Source organism: Pseudomonas sp. JAI120 (assembly GCF_014207255.1).
Lineage (GTDB): Bacteria > Pseudomonadota > Gammaproteobacteria > Pseudomonadales > Pseudomonadaceae > Aquipseudomonas.
The window spans coordinates 293271-314139 of record NZ_JACHCZ010000003.1; the positions used below are offsets into that span (position 1 = coordinate 293271).

The 20869-nt window shown below is 62.5% G+C and carries 17 protein-coding genes; 4 read left to right on the forward strand and 13 right to left on the reverse strand.

The genetic code is table 11. The features are described 5' to 3' along the window. Positions 1-51: 51 nt before the first annotated feature. From HDC32_RS18865 to HDC32_RS18880, 4 genes are all read right to left on the reverse strand, one after another. Positions 52-2499 carry a TonB-dependent siderophore receptor gene (locus HDC32_RS18865; RefSeq protein WP_167656946.1) on the reverse strand — a complete coding sequence of 816 codons (2448 nt, stop codon included), beginning with the start codon at positions 2497-2499 and terminating at the stop codon, positions 52-54. 131 nt (positions 2500-2630) lie between these two features. Next, positions 2631-3587 (reverse strand): FecR family protein, encoded by a 957-nt coding sequence (locus tag HDC32_RS18870; RefSeq protein ID WP_184745109.1) that lies wholly within the window; start codon positions 3585-3587, stop codon positions 2631-2633. After that, a complete protein-coding gene (locus HDC32_RS18875; RefSeq protein WP_167656944.1) occupies positions 3584-4117 on the reverse strand; it encodes an RNA polymerase sigma factor in 534 nt (177 codons plus the stop codon). Before HDC32_RS18875 ends, HDC32_RS18870 begins: the two co-directional genes overlap by 4 nt. Before the next feature lie 203 nt (positions 4118-4320). Next, a complete protein-coding gene (locus tag HDC32_RS18880; RefSeq protein WP_131697528.1) occupies positions 4321-5379 on the reverse strand; it encodes a haloacid dehalogenase-like hydrolase in 1059 nt (352 codons plus the stop codon). A 242-nt stretch (positions 5380-5621) separates the two neighbouring features. Between HDC32_RS18880 and HDC32_RS18885 the strand changes: the two genes are divergently transcribed. Further along, positions 5622-7013, forward strand: a complete 1392-nt coding sequence (locus HDC32_RS18885) for an L-cystine transporter (RefSeq protein ID WP_131697529.1) — start codon at positions 5622-5624, stop codon at positions 7011-7013. A gap of 95 nt (positions 7014-7108) precedes the next feature. Here the strand turns inward: HDC32_RS18885 and HDC32_RS18890 are convergent, their stop codons facing one another. Next, positions 7109-7621: a dihydrofolate reductase gene (locus HDC32_RS18890; protein ID WP_027606124.1), complete on the reverse strand. Its 513-nt coding sequence runs from the start codon at positions 7619-7621 to the stop codon at positions 7109-7111. Positions 7622-7690: 69 nt separating this feature from the next. Here HDC32_RS18890 and HDC32_RS18895 point away from each other — a divergent pair, with 69 nt between their 5' ends. Further along, entirely contained in the window at positions 7691-9070 is a 1380-nt protein-coding gene (locus tag HDC32_RS18895; RefSeq protein ID WP_184745111.1) for a DUF2868 domain-containing protein, read from the forward strand. Next, positions 9063-10430: a DUF3482 domain-containing protein gene (locus HDC32_RS18900; protein ID WP_184745113.1), complete on the forward strand. Its 1368-nt coding sequence runs from the start codon at positions 9063-9065 to the stop codon at positions 10428-10430. The genes HDC32_RS18895 and HDC32_RS18900 overlap by 8 nt, the downstream gene beginning before the upstream one ends. Here the strand turns inward: HDC32_RS18900 and HDC32_RS18905 are convergent. The 7 genes from HDC32_RS18905 to HDC32_RS18935 form a co-directional block, all read right to left on the reverse strand. Further along, positions 10427-10981, reverse strand: coding sequence for a phosphonate degradation HD-domain oxygenase (locus tag HDC32_RS18905; protein ID WP_145336951.1), 555 nt, complete (start codon positions 10979-10981; stop codon positions 10427-10429). The two genes, HDC32_RS18900 and HDC32_RS18905, sit on opposite strands and share 4 nt — an antisense overlap. Then, the gene (locus HDC32_RS18910) at positions 10981-12105 is read right to left on the reverse strand and encodes a TIGR03364 family FAD-dependent oxidoreductase (RefSeq protein ID WP_184745115.1); all 1125 of its coding nucleotides are present in this window, start codon (positions 12103-12105) and stop codon (positions 10981-10983) included. Before HDC32_RS18910 ends, HDC32_RS18905 begins: the two co-directional genes overlap by 1 nt. A gap of 118 nt (positions 12106-12223) precedes the next feature. Next, positions 12224-13246, reverse strand: coding sequence for a putative 2-aminoethylphosphonate ABC transporter substrate-binding protein (locus HDC32_RS18915; protein WP_167656829.1), 1023 nt, complete (start codon positions 13244-13246; stop codon positions 12224-12226). Between the two features lie 22 nt (positions 13247-13268). Then, on the reverse strand, positions 13269-14975 hold the full coding sequence (locus HDC32_RS18920) for a putative 2-aminoethylphosphonate ABC transporter permease subunit (protein WP_184745117.1): 1707 nt from the start codon (positions 14973-14975) through the stop codon (positions 13269-13271). Between the two features lies 1 nt (position 14976). Further along, on the reverse strand, positions 14977-16041 hold the full coding sequence (locus tag HDC32_RS18925) for a putative 2-aminoethylphosphonate ABC transporter ATP-binding protein (RefSeq protein WP_131697536.1): 1065 nt from the start codon (positions 16039-16041) through the stop codon (positions 14977-14979). Positions 16042-16287: 246 nt separating this feature from the next. Beyond that, positions 16288-17151 (reverse strand): LysR family transcriptional regulator, encoded by an 864-nt coding sequence (locus HDC32_RS18930; protein WP_167656832.1) that lies wholly within the window; start codon positions 17149-17151, stop codon positions 16288-16290. A 16-nt stretch (positions 17152-17167) separates the two neighbouring features. Beyond that, on the reverse strand, positions 17168-19420 hold the full coding sequence (locus HDC32_RS18935; protein WP_184745119.1) for a heavy metal translocating P-type ATPase: 2253 nt from the start codon (positions 19418-19420) through the stop codon (positions 17168-17170). 85 nt (positions 19421-19505) lie between these two features. On the opposite strand from HDC32_RS18935, the gene cadR reads away from it, so the two are divergent. Next, positions 19506-19946 (forward strand): Cd(II)/Pb(II)-responsive transcriptional regulator, encoded by a 441-nt coding sequence (cadR, locus tag HDC32_RS18940; RefSeq protein ID WP_184745121.1) that lies wholly within the window; start codon positions 19506-19508, stop codon positions 19944-19946. A 55-nt stretch (positions 19947-20001) separates the two neighbouring features. Here the strand turns inward: cadR and HDC32_RS18945 are convergent, their stop codons facing one another. Continuing rightward, positions 20002-20835 carry a thymidylate synthase gene (locus HDC32_RS18945; RefSeq protein WP_131697540.1) on the reverse strand — a complete coding sequence of 278 codons (834 nt, stop codon included), beginning with the start codon at positions 20833-20835 and terminating at the stop codon, positions 20002-20004. Between the last annotated feature and the right edge of the window lie 34 nt (positions 20836-20869).

A 20869-nucleotide genomic window follows, 5' to 3' on the forward strand; every position in this document is an offset into this window, starting at 1 on the left:
ACACATGAAAATGCCCCGCCAAATGCGGGGCATTTTTATATCCGGATGTAATCAGAACTGCGGTGTGTAGGTCATGGTGAACATCACATTACGCGGATCGCCGTAGTAGTTGCTGCCCCAGTTCGCGTTGTAGGCAGGGATGTAGTACTTCTTGTCGAACAGGTTGTACAGGTTCGCCGCGACGGTGAACTCCTGGTTGATCTTGTAGGCCACCCGCGAATCCCACAGTGCATTGCCCGGCACGCTGAAGGTGCGGTCGTAGGCCACGGTACTGCTTTGCGCGGTCACCCCGGCGCCGACGCTGACTTTGTTCCAGTCACCCGGCAACTGGTAATCGCCCCAGACCTTGAGCAAGTGCTTGGGTGTCCAAGTGCTGAATATCTTGCCTTCGTAGGTGTCGTCCTTGAGAAATTTGGTGGTGTTGTAGGTGTAGCTGGAGACCAGTTGCAAACCCGGCAGCACTTCGCCGCCCAAGGTGGCTTCCAGGCCTTGACTGCGGACCTTGCCCGAGGCGACCGAGCAGTACCAGCCATCGCAGTTCATTGGCCCTTGAAGGTCTTGGACGCCGCGATTTTCCTGGTCATAACGGAAGATCGCAAACGAGGTATTGAGACGACCATCCGCCAACTCACCCTTGAGACCCAACTCGTAGTTCTTGCCCTCGATAGGCTTGAGCAAGGAGCCGGAAGTTGTCCGGTTGGTTTGTGGTTCGAACGCATCGGCGTAACTGGCATAGGCAGACCATTGGTCATTGAGGGCATATACCAGGCCCGCATACGGCGTGACCTTGCCACTAGTCTGAGTGGCGCTTCCAGACGGGCTGCCGTACGCCCCCCTGGAACCACTTTGGTCGATGTAGGAATAGTCATACCAACTGGTACGCGCACCAACGATCAAGGTCAGCGGATCGAGCACTTTCACGCGCCAGGTGCCGTAGATGCCCTTCTGACGAATGTCGTACCAGCTCCTCGACGCATTTCCTGCCTGAAACAGCTGGTACTTATCGCGCTGCGGACGGTTGTGGTCGATGTTGAAAATATCCGCGCCAGCCGTTGCCGCCCGCGACCACTGGTCGGTGGTGGTGAGTTTGGAATAGTTGGCGCCCAACACCATCTCCTGTTGGAAACCCAGGCCTTCAAACTCGCCGTTGACATACACATCCGCACCGCGACTTTTGGTATTGAAGTCAGTAACCCAGTCCACATAGCGCACGTTACCGGAGTCGCCGGGGTTGGGGATGGCGTCCCATGTCGCTTGGTATGTCGCGTCGTTATGTTCGTCCATCGCCACGAGGGCGGCTTTCACTTTCCAGTCGTCGTTGAAGCGATGCTCGATGTCGGCAAACACCTGGGTTTGGTTGTTGACGGCGCGGTTCCAGCTGGCACCGACGAAGGTCGAGCGTGACAGCCCAATATCGTTGCCGTTGGCGTAACGGGGCAGCGACATGAAGTTGGGGCGCGAATGGCCTTTCTGGTTGCTGATGCCCACGCCCACGGTGGTATCAGGCGTGAAGTCGTAGTCCATCGCCGCGTAGACCGTCTGATTCCAGCCGCCGACATAATCGACAAAGGAGTCGGTGGTGTCGTAATCCGCCACAAACCGGCCGCGCAACGTGCCTTCAGCGTTCAGCGGGCCGCCGGCATCGACCTGGGTGCCGTAGTGATCCCAGGAGCCGGCCTTGGCGGTGATGGTCACCGTTGGCGCCTGCTGGCCGCGTTTGCGCACCAGGTTCATGGTGCCGCCGGGGCTGTTCGCGCCTTGCAGCAAAGCGGCCGGGCCGCGCAGGGTTTCGACGCGGTCGTAGATCGCCATGTTTTCGGTGAGATAGCTGCCCAGCGCGTAGGTATTACGCGGAATGCCTACGCCGTCGTATTGCAGGGTGCCGATCTCGAAGCCACGGGAGAAGATGAACATGCCGGGGCCGGGGGATTTGGTCGCGGTCAGGCCGGGCGTGCGCTTAACCACTTCGGAGAGCTTGGTGGTGTTCTGGTCGTCCATCTGCTTGCGGGTCATGACGCTGACCGATTGCGGGATGTCCTTGAGCTTTTGCTCGCCCTTGCCCAGGGTCACCGCGCCGGTGGTGTAGGAGCCGCTGCCTTCGGTGGTGGCGCCCAGGTGTTCGGCGCTGATGGTGGTGGCGCCGACTTCGATGGCGGAGCCTGTGTCCATGTGCTTTTCCAGGGTCACGGTGTCCGCGTTGATAAACGCCGCACTCAGCCCGGTGCCGCCGAGCAGTTGCCCCAAGGCTTCGCGCTGGCCGAGGTTGCCTTTGACACCCGGCGATAGCACGCCCTGAGTCAACTCACCCGACACCAGCACCTGAACTCGCGTCACCGCCGAAAACGCCGCCAGCGCACCGTCCAGGCTTTGCCCCGCAATATCGAAGCGGTAGCTCTGGGCCTGGGTGGTTTCGGCGGCCTGCAAATACAGCGGCGCAGTGCCAAAGGCCATGGAAATGGCCAGTGCCAACAAGGACCGTGCGGCGAATCGGTGTGCCATGGATGGTGCTCCCCGGTGCAAAAAGTCTGTGATCGGCGCCGCACTACTTGAGAGTGCTTACTATTTACGCCTCAGTGATCAAGGACGAGTGCTTGGGGAGAAACCCTGAAATTTTTTTCAAAAAGTTGCGATTACGATGCCTTACCTTCGCGCAACACCAGTAAATACGGGGTGTAGTGCTCGGCGTGCAGATTGAGGGTGTACTCCAGCGCTTTGATCACGGCGTCGGGTTTGTCGATTTCAAACACACCCGACACCACGCGGTTGCGCAGCGCATCACCTAGCACCAGGGTCTTGCCGGGCCAATAGCGATTCAACTCGCTGACCACTTCCGACAGCGGTTGCTGGCGAAACACCAGTTGCCGTTGGCGCCAGGCAAAGCCACTGGCCGGGTCGAAAGCATGGACCTCGGCCAGGCGTTGGCCTTGATATTCAACGGCCCGACCTGGCTCCAGGTATACCGGCTCACCGCTGCCGGCACTGACCTGCACCATGCCCTGCGCCACCTGCACGCGTGTTTGCGCATCGCGCCGCGCAACGCTGAACTGCGTCCCGACCACCCTCACCCAGCCGTCGCCCGACTGCACCACGAACGGCCGTGCCGGATCCTTAGTGACGTCGAAAAAGCCTTCGCCACGCAGCAAACGGATTTGCCGTTCGCCCCCGCTCAAACGAATCTGCACCGCGCTGTCGGTGTTGAGTTGCAGATGCGAGCCGTCGGCCAGCTCGATGCTGCGCGACTCGCCGGTGCCGGTGGCGTAGTCCGCGCGCAGGCGGTCGAGCCATGGCGTGTTCTGGACGGTAAGCCCCACGGCCAGCAACACCGCCGCAGCACACGCCCAACGCTGCCAGGCTCGCGCCGGTTTCTGCCAGGCGGCCTGTTCGGCGCGGCGAATCACCCGCGCCGGTTCGCGCAGGCCGCCGAGCATCGCCTGCACTTCCTGCCAGGCGTCATCCTGGGCCGGGCCTTGCCCCAGCCAGGCGGCAAAGGCGTCCATGTCGGCCGCCGTCACGTCCTCGGCCTGCAGGCGGAAATACCAGCCGGACGCTTCGTCGAACAACACGTCGGCAGTGGGGGTGGCGGTCATGACCGACGTCCTTGTTCATCGCAGGCAAGCCGCGTCTTGATGTAGGCGCGGCATTCGATCAAGGCGCGGCGCAGTTGGTATTCCACACTGCGGGCCGTGATCGACAGGCGTTCGCCAATCTCGCGGTAGGAAAGTTCGTCAACATGATAGAGCAGGAAGATCTGCCGAGTCGCTTCAGGCAACGCCAGGATCGCGTCCTGCATCAGTTGTTCCTGTTGGTAGGCGGCCAATTGCTCGTCGGCACCTGGGTTGCTGCACGGCAGCTCTTCGCTGGGCTCGCCGGCGTCCAGGCGCTCACGACGGATGGCCTGGCGCTGATGATCGCGCACCAGGTTGCTGGCGATGGTGAAGAGGAAGGCTGGGAGGTTATCGATCTTTTCGCCGCAATCCATGCGAGCCAGGCGCAGGAACGACTCCTGAGTCAGGTCGGCGGCCACCTGGGCGCTGCCGGTGCGGCGAGTGACGAAGGCTTCGAGGGCTTTCTTCTGCTCCGCGAACAGGCGCGCAATCTGCGAATTCCAGGAGGACACAGCACTACCTTGAGAAGAACGTCGGGTTCAAGAAGTGCGCACGCTAGCAGAGGATGAGATTGACTCGCAATTGATATCTATTTTTGCCTGGGTTTTATGGTGTTCTTGAAGCCGCCATCGGCGGCAAGCCCCCTCCCACATTTTGATGTGTGCACACCTTCGAATGGGGGAGCTGGCTTGCCTGCGATGCAGGCGACTCGGTGTTACTGAATCTCGTCAGGCTTGACGATCACCCAGTTCTTGTCCGCCGTTACCGGCAACCCTTCCTTGGCTTGCGCCGCCGCATGCTTGGCCATCATGCCGTTGAGTTGGGCCATGTATTTGTCCTTGCGGTTGATCCACAGGTGGATGCCGCCCTTGGCCACGTCCACATCGTGGAACAGCATGTAACCGTCACTGGTCGGCGTATCGCCGCCGACGATCACCGGTTTTTTCCATTCGTCGATGTAGGTCAGGATTGCCGCGTGCTTGCCGGCCATCCAGGTCGCCGGGGTCCACAGGTAGGGGGTCAGCTCCAGGCCGAGGTTGGCTTTTTCGTCGTATTTGCCGGCGGCGATCTGTTTGCGTGCGGTGGTCAGTTCGCCGGTCTTGCGGTCCTTGAGCAAGGTCGTCACGCCGATGACATTCTCGGGTTTGACGTTGTAGCCGTACTTCGGATCGGCGGCGACCATACGCACCAGCTCTTCCGATGCGGCGGTCATTACGTACACCTCGATGCCATTTTCCATCAGCTTGTTGTACAGCTCGGCCTGGCCGGTGAAGACCTTCGGCGGCTGTACCTCGGACTGCTTCACCACGTCGCCTTCGAAATAGCTGACCGGCACCGGTTTACCGGAGGCCATCAACTCATCCACCTGGACCTTGAGTTCCTTGAGGGTGAAGCCGGAAAACACCTGCGCAACCCACGGGTAGCAGACCATGTCGTCGACTTCGCAGAGGCGATAGTAGTAGCTGAACAGACTTTCCTTATGGTCGGCGGTGTCTTTGAACGGCATAAGCTTGAGCGACGGATCGAGGCTGTCGCGGGTGATCAGGCCCTTGTTTTCCATGTAGGGCAGCAGGGACTCTTCGAGGTCGTAGCGGTAGCTGGTGTTGTCCATGTCGAACACCGCGAAGTTACCCTTGTTGGCGTTGGCGGCGATCATCTCGTTCAGTTGTTTGGCGGCGGGTGCCGGCCAGTGTTTCAACTCTGTGGCGGCGAACGCCTGGCTGGCGAGTCCGAGGCAGAATGCGGCGGCTAGTAATTTCGGCGCGAGCTTCATAGGCGTTGTCTCCCTGAGTGAAAGACATGGACGCTAACAAATCACTGTGACAGTTCCCAACACGAGCACGACGGTGTGCGTCCCAATTCCGTCACGGGCATACGTCAGAGCGTCAGCGCCTTATTCCGAAAACGACAGGCACCATTCCATATCGGTATTAAATCAATATATTTCAAGCTGTTAGCATTTCCGGCTCGCAATCGCAGGCTCACGCGATTGGCTGCTTTCTCAACGGAGCTTCAATGAATCTGCCCCTGATTCTCAACTTACTGGTGTTCGTGGCCCTGTTGCTGGGCCTGGCACAAACCCGTCGCACAAATTGGAGCCTCGCCAAGAAGGTTCTGTTCGCCCTGGTCCTCGGCGTAGCGTTCGGTACGGCCTTGCACGCCATTTACGGCGACGGCAACCCCGTGCTCAAGGCCTCCATTGGCTGGTTCGACCTGGTCGGCAACGGTTACGTGCAACTGCTGCAAATGATCGTGATACCGCTGGTATTCGCCTCGATCCTCAGCGCCGTGGCGCGCCTGCATAACGCCTCGTCCCTGGGCAAGATCAGCTTCCTGACCATCGGCACACTGCTGTTCACCACCGCGATTGCAGCGCTGATCGGTATCGGCCTGACCAACCTGTTCGGCCTCACCGCCGAAGGCCTGGTGGCCGGCACCCAGGAACTGGCGCGCCTGCAAGTGATCCAGAGCGATTACGCCGGCAAGGTTGCCGACCTGAATATCCCGCAGTTGCTGCTCTCGTTCGTGCCGGCCAACCCGTTCGCCGATCTGGCCCGGGCCAAGCCGACGTCGATCATCAGCGTGGTGATTTTCGCGGCATTCCTCGGGGTTGCCGCACTGCAACTGCTCAAGGATGACGTGGAAAAAGGCCAGAAGGTGCTCAACGCCATCGACACCCTGCAAGCCTGGGTGATGCGTCTGGTGCGCCTGGTGATGAAGCTAACCCCTTACGGTGTACTGGCGCTGATGACCAAGGTGGTCGCCGGTTCCAACCTGCAGGACATCATCAAGCTCGGCAGTTTTGTCGTGGTGTCGTACCTGGCCCTGGGCCTGATGTTTGTGGTGCACGGCCTGTTGCTGTCCCTGGCCGGGATCAACCCGCTGCGCTTCTTCCGCAAAGTCTGGCCGGTGCTGACCTTTGCCTTCACCAGCCGCTCCAGCGCGGCGGCCATCCCGCTGAGCATTGAGGCGCAGACCCGCCGCCTGGGCATCCCGCAATCCATCGCCGGCTTCGCCGCCTCATTTGGCGCGACCATCGGCCAGAACGGTTGCGCGGGTCTCTACCCTGCCATGTTGGCGGTGATGGTAGCGCCGACCGTGGGCATCAACCCGCTGGACCCGCTGTGGATCGCGACCCTGGTAGCGATTGTGACCTTGAGTTCGGCCGGTGTGGCGGGCGTGGGCGGCGGCGCGACCTTTGCCGCGTTGATCGTGCTACCGGCCATGGGCTTGCCGGTGTCACTGGTGGCGCTGCTGATTTCCGTGGAGCCACTGATCGACATGGGCCGTACGGCGCTGAACGTGAATGGTTCGATGACGGCGGGGGCAATTACCAGCCAGATCATGGGGCAGACGGATAAAGCGTTGTTGGATGCGGATGAGCATGCGGAGTTAGCGCAGGCCTGATAGGCCGCCATCGGGGGCAAGCCCCCTCCCACAGTTGATCGAGTTCCAACATGAGAATGCGGTCGAGTGTGGGAGGTGGCTTGCCCCCGATGCTTTTAGGCTTTTTCCCAGACTTCGAAGTTGTAAGCCGGCTTATCACCTTCGGCGGGGTTCGGCAGATTGGAAACCAACTTCCACTGGCTCGCATCAAACGCCGGAAACCACGCGTCCCCCTCCGGACTCAGCGCCACGCGCGTCAGGTACAGGCGATCCGCCTGTTCGAGCCCCTGCGCATACAACTGCGCACCTCCGATCAGCATCAGCTCATCCGCGCCCTGCTCCAGCGCCCAGGCTTCGGCCCGCGCCACGGCGGCATCAAGTGACGGAAAAACTTCCGCACCTTCCAGCGCCAGGTCGGTCTGACGGCTGACCACAATGTTCAAGCGCCCCGGCAGCGGTCGGCCCAGGGAGTCCCAGGTCTTGCGCCCCATGATGATCGGCTTGCCGAGCGTGGTGGCCTTGAAATATTTGAAATCCCCCGGCAAATGCCAGGGCATGCTGTTGTCGACGCCGATCACGCGGTTTTCACCGAGGGCTGCGATCAGGCTTAAAGGGAGAGTTTTTTTCATGGCGACGAGAATACCAGAGGTGCGAGTCAGCAGTTATGCTCCAGGCTCACGAACACAACAGGATGGCGCGTGACAGCACTGAACCCCCTGCAAAAACTCTGGCTGACGGAAACCGTACGCCTGCGTGAAGAACACGCCGGCCCCCTGGAAGACCAGGAAGCCAATCGCCTCGCCCGCACGGCGGGCGGCGACCTGCCGACGCGCATTCAACAACGCGCCCTGCACCTGGCCGAGCGCGATGGGTTGACCGCCGCCCTCACGCGCTGGCTGCAAGGCGCACGCCTGGCCCTGGTGCTGCTGGCGGTGGTGGCCGTCATCAGCGGCGCGGGCCTAGCCTTTGCTGCGCTGGGCAACGGCTTGACCGCGGTGAATGTGTTCTGGGCCCTGGGCAGCCTGCTCGGCTTGAACCTGATCCTGCTGTTGAGCTGGGCGTTGGGCCTGCTGTTTGCCGGCGAGCACGGCGCCAGCCTCGGGCGCCTGTGGTTGTGGTTGAGTGAAAAACTTGCGCGCGATGCCAAGGCCGCCCAGTTGGCCCCGGCGTTGCTGCTGTTGCTGCAACGGCAGAAACTCAATCGCTGGGCGGTCGGTGTGCTGGTCAACAGCCTCTGGTTGCTGGCGCTGCTCAGCGCGCTGGTGATTCTGCTGACGCTGCTCGCCACCCGCCGTTACGGCTTTGTGTGGGAAACCACTATCCTCGGGGCCGACACCTTCGTCGCCGTGACCCAGGCCCTCGGCACCCTGCCCGCCCTGCTGGGCTTCAATGTGCCGACCGTCGAGATGATCCGCGCCAGCGGCGATTCCGCCCTCAACATCGAAAGCGCCCGCCAGGCGTGGGCCGCTTGGCTGGTAGGTGTGTTGCTGATCTACGGCCTGCTGCCAAGGTTGATCCTCGCCCTGCTGTGCCTGTGGCGCTGGAAACGCGGGCGCGCCGCCTTGCGCCTGGACCTCAACCTGCCCGGCTACAGCCCACTGCGCGAACGCCTGATGCCCAGCAGCGAGCGCCTTGGTGTCAACGATGCCGCGCCGGAACAACTGCACCACGTCACCGGAGGCGTCAGTGCGCTGGACAGCGACGGTGCCTTACTCGTCGCCATCGAACTGGACGATCAGCACCCCTGGCCGCCCAAGCTGCCGGCCAATGTGAAGAACGCCGGCATCCTCGACAGCCGCGAATCGCGCAACAAGCTCCTGGAGCAACTCAGTCGCTTCCCACCCGCACGCCTGGCCATCGCCTGCGACCCGCGCCGCTCGCCCGACCGTGGCAGCCTGGCGCTGGTCGCCGAACTTGCACGCAGCGCCGCCGCCACCCGTGTATGGCTGCTGCAAGCCCCGCCCGGCCAGGCGCTGGATGCCGAGCGCCTGGGCGACTGGCACAGCGCGCTGCAACAACTGGAGCTGCCGTTCGCCGACTGCGCGCCGTTGAACTGGCTGGAGACCGGTCATGACTAAACCACTGAAACTCGCCGTGGTCGGCCACACCAACGTCGGCAAAACCTCGTTGCTGCGCACCCTCACCCGTGACGTCGGTTTCGGTGAAGTCTCCCATCGCCCTAGCACCACGCGGCATGTCGAAGGCGCGCGCTTGTCGGTCGACGGCGAAGCCTTGCTGGAGCTGTACGACACGCCCGGCCTGGAAGACGCCATCGCTCTGCTCGATTACCTGGAACGCCTGGATCGCCCCGGCGAACGCCTGGACGGCCCGGCCCGCCTGGCGCGGTTCCTGGAAGGCAGCGAAGCCCGCCAGCGTTTCGAGCAGGAAGCCAAGGTGCTGCGCCAACTGCTGGCATCGGACGCCGGCCTGTATGTGATCGACGCTCGCGAACCGGTGCTGGCCAAGTACCGTGATGAACTGCAAGTGCTGGCCAGTTGCGGCAAACCGTTGCTGCCGGTGCTCAACTTCGTCAGCAGCAGCGACCACCGCGAGCCGGACTGGCGTGAAGCCTTGGCGCGCCTCGGCCTGCATGCGCTGGTGCGTTTCGACAGTGTCGCGCCGCCGGAAGACGGTGAGCGCCGCCTGTATGAAAGTCTCGCCCTACTGCTGGAAAACGCCCGGCCGCAGTTGCAGCGCTTGATCCTCGACCAGGATGCCCAACGCCAGGCCCGTCAACAGAGCGCCGCGCGGTTGATTGCCGAATTGCTGATCGACTGCGCCGCGTGCCGACGCAGCGTGGTGACTGAAGATGAGCAACAAGCCATCAGCGATTTGCGCAAGGCGGTGCGTCAGCGCGAGCAAAAATGCGTGGAGGTCCTGCTCAAGCTGTTCGGCTTCCGCCCGCAGGATGCCGCCGCCAGCGACCTGCCGTTGCTCGACGGCCGCTGGGGTGATGACCTGTTCAACCCGGAAACCCTCAAGCAACTCGGCGTGCGCGTGGGTGGTGGTATCGCGGCGGGCGCGGCGGCCGGGGCCGGAGTGGACCTGCTGGTCGGCGGGCTGACCCTCGGCGCCGCAGCCCTGGCGGGCGCCATCGCCGGTGGCGCGTTGCAGACCGCGCGCAGCTACGGCAGCCGCCTGCTGGGCAAGATCAAAGGCCAACGCGAGCTGACCGTGGACGACAGCGTGCTGCGCCTGCTCGCCCTGCGCCAGCGTCAGTTGCTCAAGGCCCTGAACCTGCGCGGCCATGCGGCGATGCACAGCATCAAGGTCGATACGCCCCAGGACAAGACCTGGCGCGAAGGCAAATTGCCGGACGCGTTGCACAAGGCCCGCGCCCACCCGCAGTGGTCGTCCCTCAACCCCCACGCCAAACTGAGCCAGGCCGAGCGCCAAGAACAGGTCGAAGCCCTCGCCCAGCGCCTCGACGAGACTTAAGCCGCCAGCAGCTGCCGGGCCTTGGCCTTGAGCACTTGCAGGTCGAGCACCGGCACGTGCATTTGCTTGGCCTGTTCGTCCCAGTGGCGCATGCGCAGGCTGACCTGACACAGCGGGTCTTGCTCAAAGGCGCGGGCCTCCTCGGCCGTCATCACACCGCCCTGGTAACCCAGGGTGCGGCGGCTGGCCTCGCTCAAGCGTGCGTAGTAGTCCGGCTGGCTGAACGTCAGGTAGCGCTTGGCCTGGACGTGGTACTCCACCAGCCTGGCCAGGCGCTCACTGAAGCCTGCGCGACGCAAATAGTCGGCGCCCAACCGTTCATGGCTGACCACGCCGTAACCGCCCATGTTCTCGCCATCCTGGCCACAAAGATGGCCGATATCGTGGAAGAACGCCGCCAATACCACCTCATCATCGAAACCCTCGGCCATGGCCAACTGCGCGGCCTGGGACATGTGCTCGATCTGCGACACCGGCTCGCCGATGTAATCCGCCGTGCCGTGCTGCTCGTACAAAGCGAAGACTGCGGCAATCGCCTGTTCCGGGGTCATCACGCTTGCCCCCACAGGGTTGTGATATTGCGCTCGGCCATCGCCGGCCCCACGCTCATGCCCACGCCGGTGTGCATCAAGGCAGCGCTCACGCCAGGTGCGGCCTGCACAAATGAAAACGGCGCCGGGCCCCTGGCCCCGTAGACGCCCTGCCAGCGTTCCATCACCTGGATCTTGCAACCCAAGGTCTGCTCGGCCAACTCGATCATCCAGTCATCCACCTGCTCGGCATTGAACGGCGAGGCATCGCTGCCGTAGTCGTGGGAGTCGCCGATGATCAGTTCGCCATGGGGCGTCGGGCTGATCAGCAGGTGAATCCCGTGTGCATGAAGGTGGGGCGCATCGCGCAGGATCTGCGCCTGTACCGGCGCGGCTTCAGGCAGGTCGGCAAAGGCGCCGTAATGCACGCAACTGAGGCCGGTGAGCAACGCGTGTTGCAGGTTGAGATTGAGCGCAGGCCGGACGCGCAGCATTTGCAGGCGGCAGATCTGTGGGTTGAGTCCCGCGATGGCCTCGGCCAACAGAGTTTGATAATCGTGGCCGGAACAGACGATGACCTGCTCGCCACGAAAACTGCCCGCCGTGGTGTGCACCTGGCCCGGCTCCACGTCACGCACCAGGGTGGAGAAGTAAAATTCCACACCCAGTTGCTGGCTCAGGTAGTGGATCAGCGCCGGTATCGCCTCACGCGAGTACAGTTGCTGGTCGTCCCTGCCATGCAGCGCGGCGCGGTGATGGCGGAACTGGCCGCCATACAGATCTTTCAACGCCGCGCCTTGCAACAGGTCGACGTTGTAGCCGTGTTCACGCGCGCGGCCGGCGCAGAAGGCTTCCAGCAGATGCTCTTCGGCTTCGGTGCGGGCGAACAGGTACGAGCCGTTGCGCTTGAGCTGCAGGCCGGCGGTTTGTGCCCAGTGGCCCCAGATCTCGCGGCTTTCCCGCGCCAGGTCGAGCATCGGCCCCGGCGGCTGCCCGGTCACCAGGGCCTGGCCGAAGTTGCGCACCGAGGCGCCCAGGGGCGTGGCGCTGCGCTCGAACACCTTGACCTTGAGCCCACGCCTGGCGGCGGCGTAGGCGTGGGACAGGCCGAGGATTCCGGCGCCGATGATCAGTAGTTGTGTCATGAAGTGATGTCCTGTTTTCAAGACCGCCATCGGGGGCAAGCCCCCTCCCACAGGGGTACGCATTCCAAATGTGGGAGGGGGCTTGCTCCCGATGAGGCCAGTAGCCCTAACGAAAACCTTACTGCCCCGCCACCTTCTCCGACTTGCCGTCATAGCGCTTACGCCACTCGGTCAAAATGCTGTCGCGATTCTTCGACGCCCAGGCAAAGTCGTTCTTGATCAAACGCTGCTCGTAGTCGGCCGGCAATTCGGTCTGCGGCTTGGCGATCCCCGGCTGGGCGAGCACGGCGAAATTGTCCTTGTACAGGTCCATCGCCGCTGTACTGGCGGAAAAGTCGGCGAGCTTTCTGGCGGCGTCCGCATGGGCGGTGCCCTTGATCACGGCGGTGGCTTCGATATCCCAGCCCAGGCCTTCCTTCGGCAGGATGATGTCCAGCGGTGCGCCCTGGCGCTTCAGCTGCACGGCCGGATACTCAAAGGAAATACCGATCGGGAACTCACCGGAAGCCGCCAGCTTGCAGGGCTTGGAGCCCGAATGTACGTATTGGCCGATGTTCTGGTGCAAGTCGTCCATGTACTGCCAGCCCTGCTTCTCGCCGAAGGTTTGCAGCCAGGCGCTCACATCCAGGAAGCCGGTGCCGGACGATGCCGGGTTGGGCATTACGATCTTGCCCTTGTACTCGGGCTTGGTCAGGTCTTGCCAGCTCACCGGCTTGGTCAGGCCCTGTTTCTCGGCTTCGACCGTATTGAAGCAAATGGTCGCGGCCCACACATCCATGCCGACCCAGGCCGGTGGGTTGGCGGCGTCACGGTAATGCTTGCCGATCTTGTCCAGGTCCTTGGGGGCGTAGTTGTCCAGCATGCCTTGCTGATCGAGGATCGCCAGGCTCGACGCGGCCAGGCCCCAGACGACGTCGGCTTGCGGGCGGTCTTTTTCGGCCAGCAGCTTGGCGGTAATGATGCCGGTGGAGTCGCGGACCCATTTGATCTCGACGTCGGGGTTGGCCTGTTCGAAGGCTTTTTTGTAGGTCTTCAACTGCTCGGCTTCAAGGGCCGTGTACACGGTCAACTCGGTCTTGGCGAAAGCATTCAGGCTGAATGCAGTGAGTACGGCAGCGACCAGCGCCAGGGGCTTGAACATGGAGCACCTCCTTCAGGGATGTTTATTGGCCGGGCGCGGTCTGGCGCCAGGCTTGGGAGCGGCGCAGCGCGCCACGTGAAGCCCACGCCAGCAGCAGCGAAACGCCGGCCGAGGTGAACAGGATCAGGGTCGACATGGCCGCCGCGCCGCCCACATTGCCGGCGTCGTCCATGTTCAACACGGCGACGGCGGCAAGGAGGGTGTCGGGGCTGTAGAGGAAGATCGCGGCGGACACGGTGGTCATCGCCGACACAAACAGGTAGCGCACGATGTCCAGCAGCGCCGGCAGGCAGATCGGTACCGTGACGGTTAAGTAATGGCGATACAGCGGCGCCTTGAGCGACAGCGCGGCCGCTTCGAACTCGGCGTCCAGCTGGCGCAGCGCGGTGGTGGCGGTCATCTGTGCGGTGGTCAAATAGTGAGCAATGGTGCACACCACCAGCAGGGTCATGGTGCCGTAGAACACATGCAGCGGGTTGCCGCTCAGGTTGAAAAAGAACACGTAGCCCAGGCCCAGCACCAACCCCGGCACGGCCATCGGCACAAAGCTGAGCATGCGCAGCGCCAGGTTCAGGCCCTTCTGGCCCTTGGTCTTTTCCATCAGGTAGGCGCCGGTGAAGATCAATACGCTGCCGATCAACGCCGTGCACAACGCCAGGGTCAAGCTGTTGCGATAGGCCAGCCAACCGCCGCCGGCCGTGTCTTCGAACTGGTAGTGGCTGAGCGACAGCGACAGGTTGTACGGCCAGAACTTCACCAACGAGGAGTACACCGCCATGCCGAACACCAGCAGCAACACGGCACAGATCAACAACACGATGAGCAGGTAGCAGCCATCCCGTAAACGCGACGGCACCGGCTGGAAGACTTGGGCGCGGCCACTCATGCCGTCACCTTGGCGACGGCGCAACCAGGCGTCGACGCCAAAGCTGAACAGCGCCGGCAGCAGCAACACCATGCCGATCAACGCCCCCCGACCAAACTGTTGCTGACCGACCACCGCCTTGTAGGCTTCCAGCGCCAGCACCTGATAATCCCCACCGACCACCACGGGCACGCCGAAATCCGTGATGGTCAGGGTGAACACCAGGCAAAACGCCGCAAACACCGCCTGGCGCGTGGCCGGCCAGGTGATGCTGCGGAACGCCCGCGCAGGGCTGGCGCCCATGCTCGAGGCCGCGTCGAACAGACGCGCATCGGCCAGGGACAGCGCCGAGAGCAAAATCATCAGGGCATGGGGGAAGGTGTAGATCACTTCACCGAGCACAATGCCCCAGAAGCCGTAGATGTTGTCCGAGAGCAGCCCGCGCAACAGGCCCTGGTTACCGAACAGATAGACCAGCGCAATGCCCGGCAGCATCGACGGTGCCATCAGCGGCAGCAGCGACAGGCCTCGCCAGATGGCCTTGCCGGGAATCAACGTGCGTTGCAGAGCGTAGGCAAACAGGTAGGCCAGCGGTACGACAATGGCCGCTACGCTGAGGGAGACTTTCAGGCTATTGCCCAGCAGCCAGTGGAAGTTGGCGCTGGTGACCAACGCCCGTGCGGCGACCAGGCCACCGCCCTGCCCGGCTTCACTGCTGAAGCCACGCCAGAAGATCGCCAACAGTGGCAGCAATACGGCGATGCCCAGCAGCAACAGCCAGAGCAGTTTGCCGCCGACCACGAAAATACGGTCGCCGGTTTCGGCGCGTGACGCTTGACGCGCCAGAGTCATGACAGCGGCCATCTCAGGCAAACACCTGCAGGCTGCGCGGCGGCAAGGCGACCCAGATGTCCTGGGCGCCCAGGCGCGGCATGGCTTCCGGGGCCAGCTCGGCAAGCAGCGGATGGCCGGGCAGTTGCTCCAGCTCAAAGCTCATGCGGCAGCGGTTGCCGAGGAAGGTGATCTCGCGGACCTTGGCCGGGAACAGGTTTTCTTCATGCACCGGCGGGTTGACGCTGATGGCTTCCGGGCGGCAGAACAGCCGGCCAGACTTGGCCCCGCCGGCATCCTCGGCCAGGCGCATGTTCATCCCGCCGACCTGGGCATGGCTGGCACTGTTGCGGCTGAACGGCAGCCAATTGCCCTGGCCGACAAACTCCGCCACAAACGGCGTGGCCGGGCGGTCGTAGATTTCCTGGGGCGTAGCGTATTGCTCGACCTTGCCGTTGTTCATCACGGCAATGCGGTCGGCCATCAACATGGCTTCGTCCTGGTTGTGGGTGACCATCAGGGTGGTAATCCCGAGGCGCCGTTGCAGCTGGCGCAGCTCGGTGCACAGATGTTCGCGCACGCGGGCATCGAGGGCCGACATCGGCTCATCCAGCAACAGCAACGACGGGGCCGGCGCCAGCGCACGGGCCAGGGCGACGCGCTGCTGCTGACCGCCGGAGAGTTGGCCGGGGTATTTCTTTTCACTGCCCAAAAGGCCGACCAGCTCCAGCATCTGGCCGACACGCTGGCGCACTTCATCGCGACCGCTGCCGGTGAGGCCGTAGCCGATGTTCGCTTCGACGGTGAGATTGGGAAACAGCGCGTAGGACTGGAACAAAATGCCGTAGTCCCGAGCCTGGGGCGGCAGCCGGGAAACATCGCGATCACCCAGGTAAAGTTCGCCGCTGTCCTGGCGTTCCAGGCCGGCGATGCAGCGCAGCAACGTGGTCTTGCCGCAGCCGGAAGGGCCCAGCAGGCACACCAGCTCGCCGGCAGCTACGTCCAGGGACACATTGTCCAACGCAGTAAAAGCGCCGAAGCGTTTCTGGATACCGCGCACGTTCATCGGCGCGCCGGGTTGGGTCAGGGCTGTGTTCATGGTGGCACCTCATCAAACTGATGAAGGCCATGCTAGGCAGGCAATGCGTCCCTCTTGTGGCAGAAAGGCAAAACGCGGCGATAGTGGTATTCGCAGATTTGTGTAGGACTCTAAGAGCTGAGTTGCTGGGTACATCGCCATCGGGGGCAAGCCCCCTCCCACATTTGACCGAGTTCCAACATGGAAATGCGGTCACCTGTGGGAGGGGGCTTGCTCCCGATTGGTCCCCACAGCCACTACAAGGCTTTAGATTGGCGACATTTCCTGCGCCAACCCCAAAAACGCCGCCGGCAGGCGAGCGCCTTTTCGTTCTTTGAGGCAGTACAGATACTCCGGAATCTGCGGCGCATTCTCGATGGTCAGCACCCGCAATTGTGGGTCATGGGGCACTTCCTGGCGGGCGATGATGCTGATGCCGATATTGCGCAGCACCGCTTCGCGGATCGATTCACGGCTGCCGATTTCCAGCAGCGGCCCGTAATTCACGCCGGCGCCTTGCAGCATCTCTTCCGTAAGCCGTCGCGTGGTGGAGCCCGCTTCACGCATCAACAGCGTATGCCCGGCCAACGCACTGAGCGGTACATGGTCGAGCTTGGCCAGTGGGTGATTGCGGTGCACCGCCAACACCAGGGGATCGGTGCCCAGCACGCGGCGGATCAGGCGCGGGTCTTCGAGCAACTGCGAGGACGCGGCGACATCGACGCGGTAATCGTCCAGTGCTTCGAGCACCTGCTGGGAGTTGCCGATTTCCACCGACACTTCCACGTGCGGCAGGCGTTCGCGAAAGGCTTTGACCAAGTCGAGGATGTAGTACGGCGCCGTCGCGGCGATTCTCAGCGCCCCCTGGACCTGGCCGCTGTTACGCAGGAAAAACTCGATGTCCGCTTCCTGCTGCAGCAACGTCTTGACCATCGGCAGCAGGCGCGCGCCCTCGTCGCTGACGGTGAGGCGGCGCCCGCCACGGTAGAACAGCTCAACGCCGTACTGGCTTTCCAGGTTGCGAATCTGGGTGGTGACCGTGGGCTGGCTCAGGCCGAGTTTTTTCGCCGCCTGGGTGATGCTGCCCAGGCGGGCAACCATAAAAAACGCCTTCAGCTCGGCACTCAGCACACCACCCTCTCATCCTCTATTTGCGCAACAGGCGCAGGCCATTGAACACCACCAGCAGGGCCACGCCCATGTCGGCGAACACCGCCATCCACATGGTAGCCATGCCCAGGAACGTGACCACCAGGAAGATCGCCTTGATCACCAGCGCCAGGGTGATGTTCTGCTTGAGGATACTCGACGTTTGCCGCGACAAACGAATGAATGCCGGAATCTTGCGCAAATCATCGTCCATCAAGGCGACGTCGGCAGTTTCGATGGCGGTGTCGGTACCTGCTGCAGCCATCGCAAAGCCAATCTCGGCGCGCGCCAGGGCCGGGGCGTCGTTGATGCCGTCGCCGACCATGCCAACCCGGTAGCCTTGGCCGTAGAGGGTTTCGATGGCGTGCAGTTTGTCGGTGGGCAACAGGTCGCCCTGAGCCTGGTCGATGCCGACCTGAGCGGCAATCGCCTGGGCGGTGTGGGTGTTGTCGCCGGTGAGCATCAGGGTCTTGATGCCCAGCTCATGCAATTGCTGGATGGCTTCGCGGCTGCTGTCCTTGACCGTGTCGGCCACCGCGAACAGGGCCAGCGGGCCGGACGTGTCGAGCAACAGCACCACGGACTTGCCTTGTTTCTCCAGGGCAAACAGTTTTTCCTCCAGCTCCGGCGAGCATAAGCCCAGGTCTTCCACGAGGCGGTGGTTGCCCAAGTGGTAGGTCTGGCCATTGATATCGCCGCGCACGCCGCGACCGGCCAGGGCTTCGAAGTTATCCACAACGTGCACAGGCAGGTTTTTATCCACAGCCGCGTTGGCGATTGCCAGGGACACCGGGTGGTCGGAACGCCCGGCCAAACTGGCAGCCAGGGCCGGGGCGCTGTCTTCGACAGTGGGGAACAGCGCAAGGTAATCGGTTTGCACCGGCTTGCCGTGGGTGATAGTGCCGGTCTTGTCCAGCGCCAGGTAGTCCAGCTTGTATCCGCCCTCCAGGTACACGCCGCCCTTGATCAGGATGCCTTTGCGCGCCGCAGCCGCCAGGCCGCTGACGATGGTCACCGGGGTGGAAATCACCAACGCGCAAGGGCACGCCACCACCAGCAGCACCAGGGCGCGGTAGATCCAGTCGAACCAGGCGCCAGCCATGAACAGCGGTGGGATTACGGCCACGCCCAGGGCGAACAGGAACACGGCCGGGGTGTAGATTTTCGAGAAGCTGTCGACAAAGCGCTGGGTCGGTGCCCGTGCGCCCTGAGCCTGTTCCACCGCATGGATGATGCGGGCCAGGGTGGAGTTGTTGGCGGCCGCCGTGACCTTGTACTCCAGGGAACCGGCCTGGTTGATGGTGCCGGCGAAGACTTTATCGCCCACGGTCTTTTCAATCGGCAGGCTTTCACCGGTGATCGGCGCCTGGTCGATGGTGGATTGGCCGGCGGTGACTTCACCGTCCAGACCAATGCGCTCGCCAGGTTTTACCCGCACGATTGCGCCCAGTTCAATGCTTTTGACCTCCGTTTCAATCCAGCGGCCATCAGCCTGCTGAACCGTGGCCTGTTCCGGTGTCATCTGCATCAAGCCACTGATGGCATTGCGCGCACGGTCCAGGGACTTGGCTTCTATCAACTCGGCCACGGTGAACAGGAACATCACCATCGCCGCTTCCGGCCACTGGCCAATCAGGATCGCGCCGGTGACCGCGATACTCATCAGCGCGTTGATGTTCAGGTTGAGGTTTTTCAGGGCGATCCAGCCCTTCTTGTAGGTGGTGAGGCCACCGCTGAGGATCGACACCAGTGCCACGATGGCGATGACCCAGGTCGGCGCGGCGTTGGTGAAGTGCAGTATTTCTGCGCCCAACGCCCCCACACCGGACAACGCCAAGGGCCACCAATGCTTCTTGGCAGGCGGCTCGGCGGCCAGGGTACCCTCCACGATCGGGTCGGCCTGCATGCCCAGGGACTTGATCGCATCGATGATCGGCGCGGTGCTCGGCAGATCATGGGTGACGCCGAGGATGCGGTTGATCAGGTTGAATTCCAGCTGCTGCACACCGGCCAGCTTGCCCAGTTTGTTCTGGATCAGCGTCTGCTCGGTGGGGCAGTCCATGGCTTCGATGCGGAAGGTGCTCAGGCGCGAACCGGCGGTGGGCGCCTCGCTCAACTGCACCAGTGCAGGCGCGGGCGTGCCGGAACAGCACGAACCGCCATGACCGTGGTCATGCACAGGCGTGAGTTTCTTCGAGCCATGATCATGTTCGTGGTCATGTTTGTGCGGGGTATGGAGGGAGTCGCTCATTCTGTCGCGTCCGTAAAGGTGCCTGTTGCCAAGTAAAGACCCTGTAGCCACTATAGGGTCAAGCACCCATTTGGAGATTGCTGCGATGAAGATCGGCGAACTGGCCAAACTGACCGACTGCCCGGTGGAAACCATCCGTTATTACGAGAAAGAAGGCCTGCTGCCACCCCCGGCACGCACCGAGGCCAACTACCGCGTGTATACCCAGGCGCACACCGAGCGGCTGATCTTCATACGCAACTGCCGCAGCCTCGACATGACCCTGGAAGAAATCCGCAGTTTGCTCGGCTTACGGGACAGCCCTCAGGACCAGTGTGAAAACGTGAATGCCTTGATAGATGAGCATATCCACCATGTGAAAGCGCGGATTGACGGGCTGTTGGCGTTGCAGGAGCAGTTGCTGGACCTGCGTCAACGCTGTGGCGGCGGGGACCACTGTGGGATTTTGCAGCAGTTGGAGGTCAGCGGAGGTGTTGCCACCAGCGAGGCCGAGCCTTCACATGTGGGCAGAAGCCACGGCCATTAAACAGGCCAAATGTGGGAGGGGGCTTGTCCCCTTCCACACTGGACACCGTCAGACTCTAGATGGCGACATCGGCCTTGATGCTTGGATCAGCGTCATAGCCCACGATTTCAAAGTCTTCGAACTTGTAATCGTAGATCGACGCAGGCTTACGCTTGATCACCAGTTCCGGCAGCTTCTTCGGCGTGCGCGCCAGCTGGGTCTGGATCTGTTCCATGTGGTTGCTGTAGGCGTGGGTGTCGCCGGTGGTGACGATGATCTCGTGGGGGATCAAGTCGCATTGCTGGGCCAGCATGTGGGTCAGCAGCGCCAGGGCGGCGGTGTTGTACGGCAGGCCGAGGAACACGTCGGAACTGCGGATGTACAACTGCATCGACAGATGGCCGTCATGCACGAACGCCTGGTACAGCAGGTGGCACGGTGGCAGGGCTTGCTTGCCGTTGCGCGCGTTTTCCTGCGGGCTCCTGGTTTCGTCCGGCAGGTATTCGACGTTCCAGCCGTGGAACAGGATGCGACGGCTGTTGGGGTTGGTCTTGAGCGTGTGCACCATGTAGTCGATCTGGTTGATCGTGCCGCCATCCTTGGTCGGCCAGGCGGTCCACTGTTCGCCGTACACCGGGCCCAGGTCACCTTCTTCGGTGGCCCATTCGTCCCAGATTTTCACGCCGTTTTCATTCAACCATTTGATGTTGGTGTTGCCGCTCAACATCCAGATCAGCTCGTTGGCGATGCTTTTGAAGTGAAGCTTCTTGGTGGTCAGCAACGGGAAGCCGTCGGCCAAGTTATGCCGATACTGACGGGCGAACACGGCCTTGGTGCCGGTGCCGGTGCGATCGCCCTTGGTCAATCCATTGGTCACGACGTCGTTTAGTAGTTCGAGATATTGCTTCATGTCATTACCTGTATCGTTGAAGCCGGGACCTCGC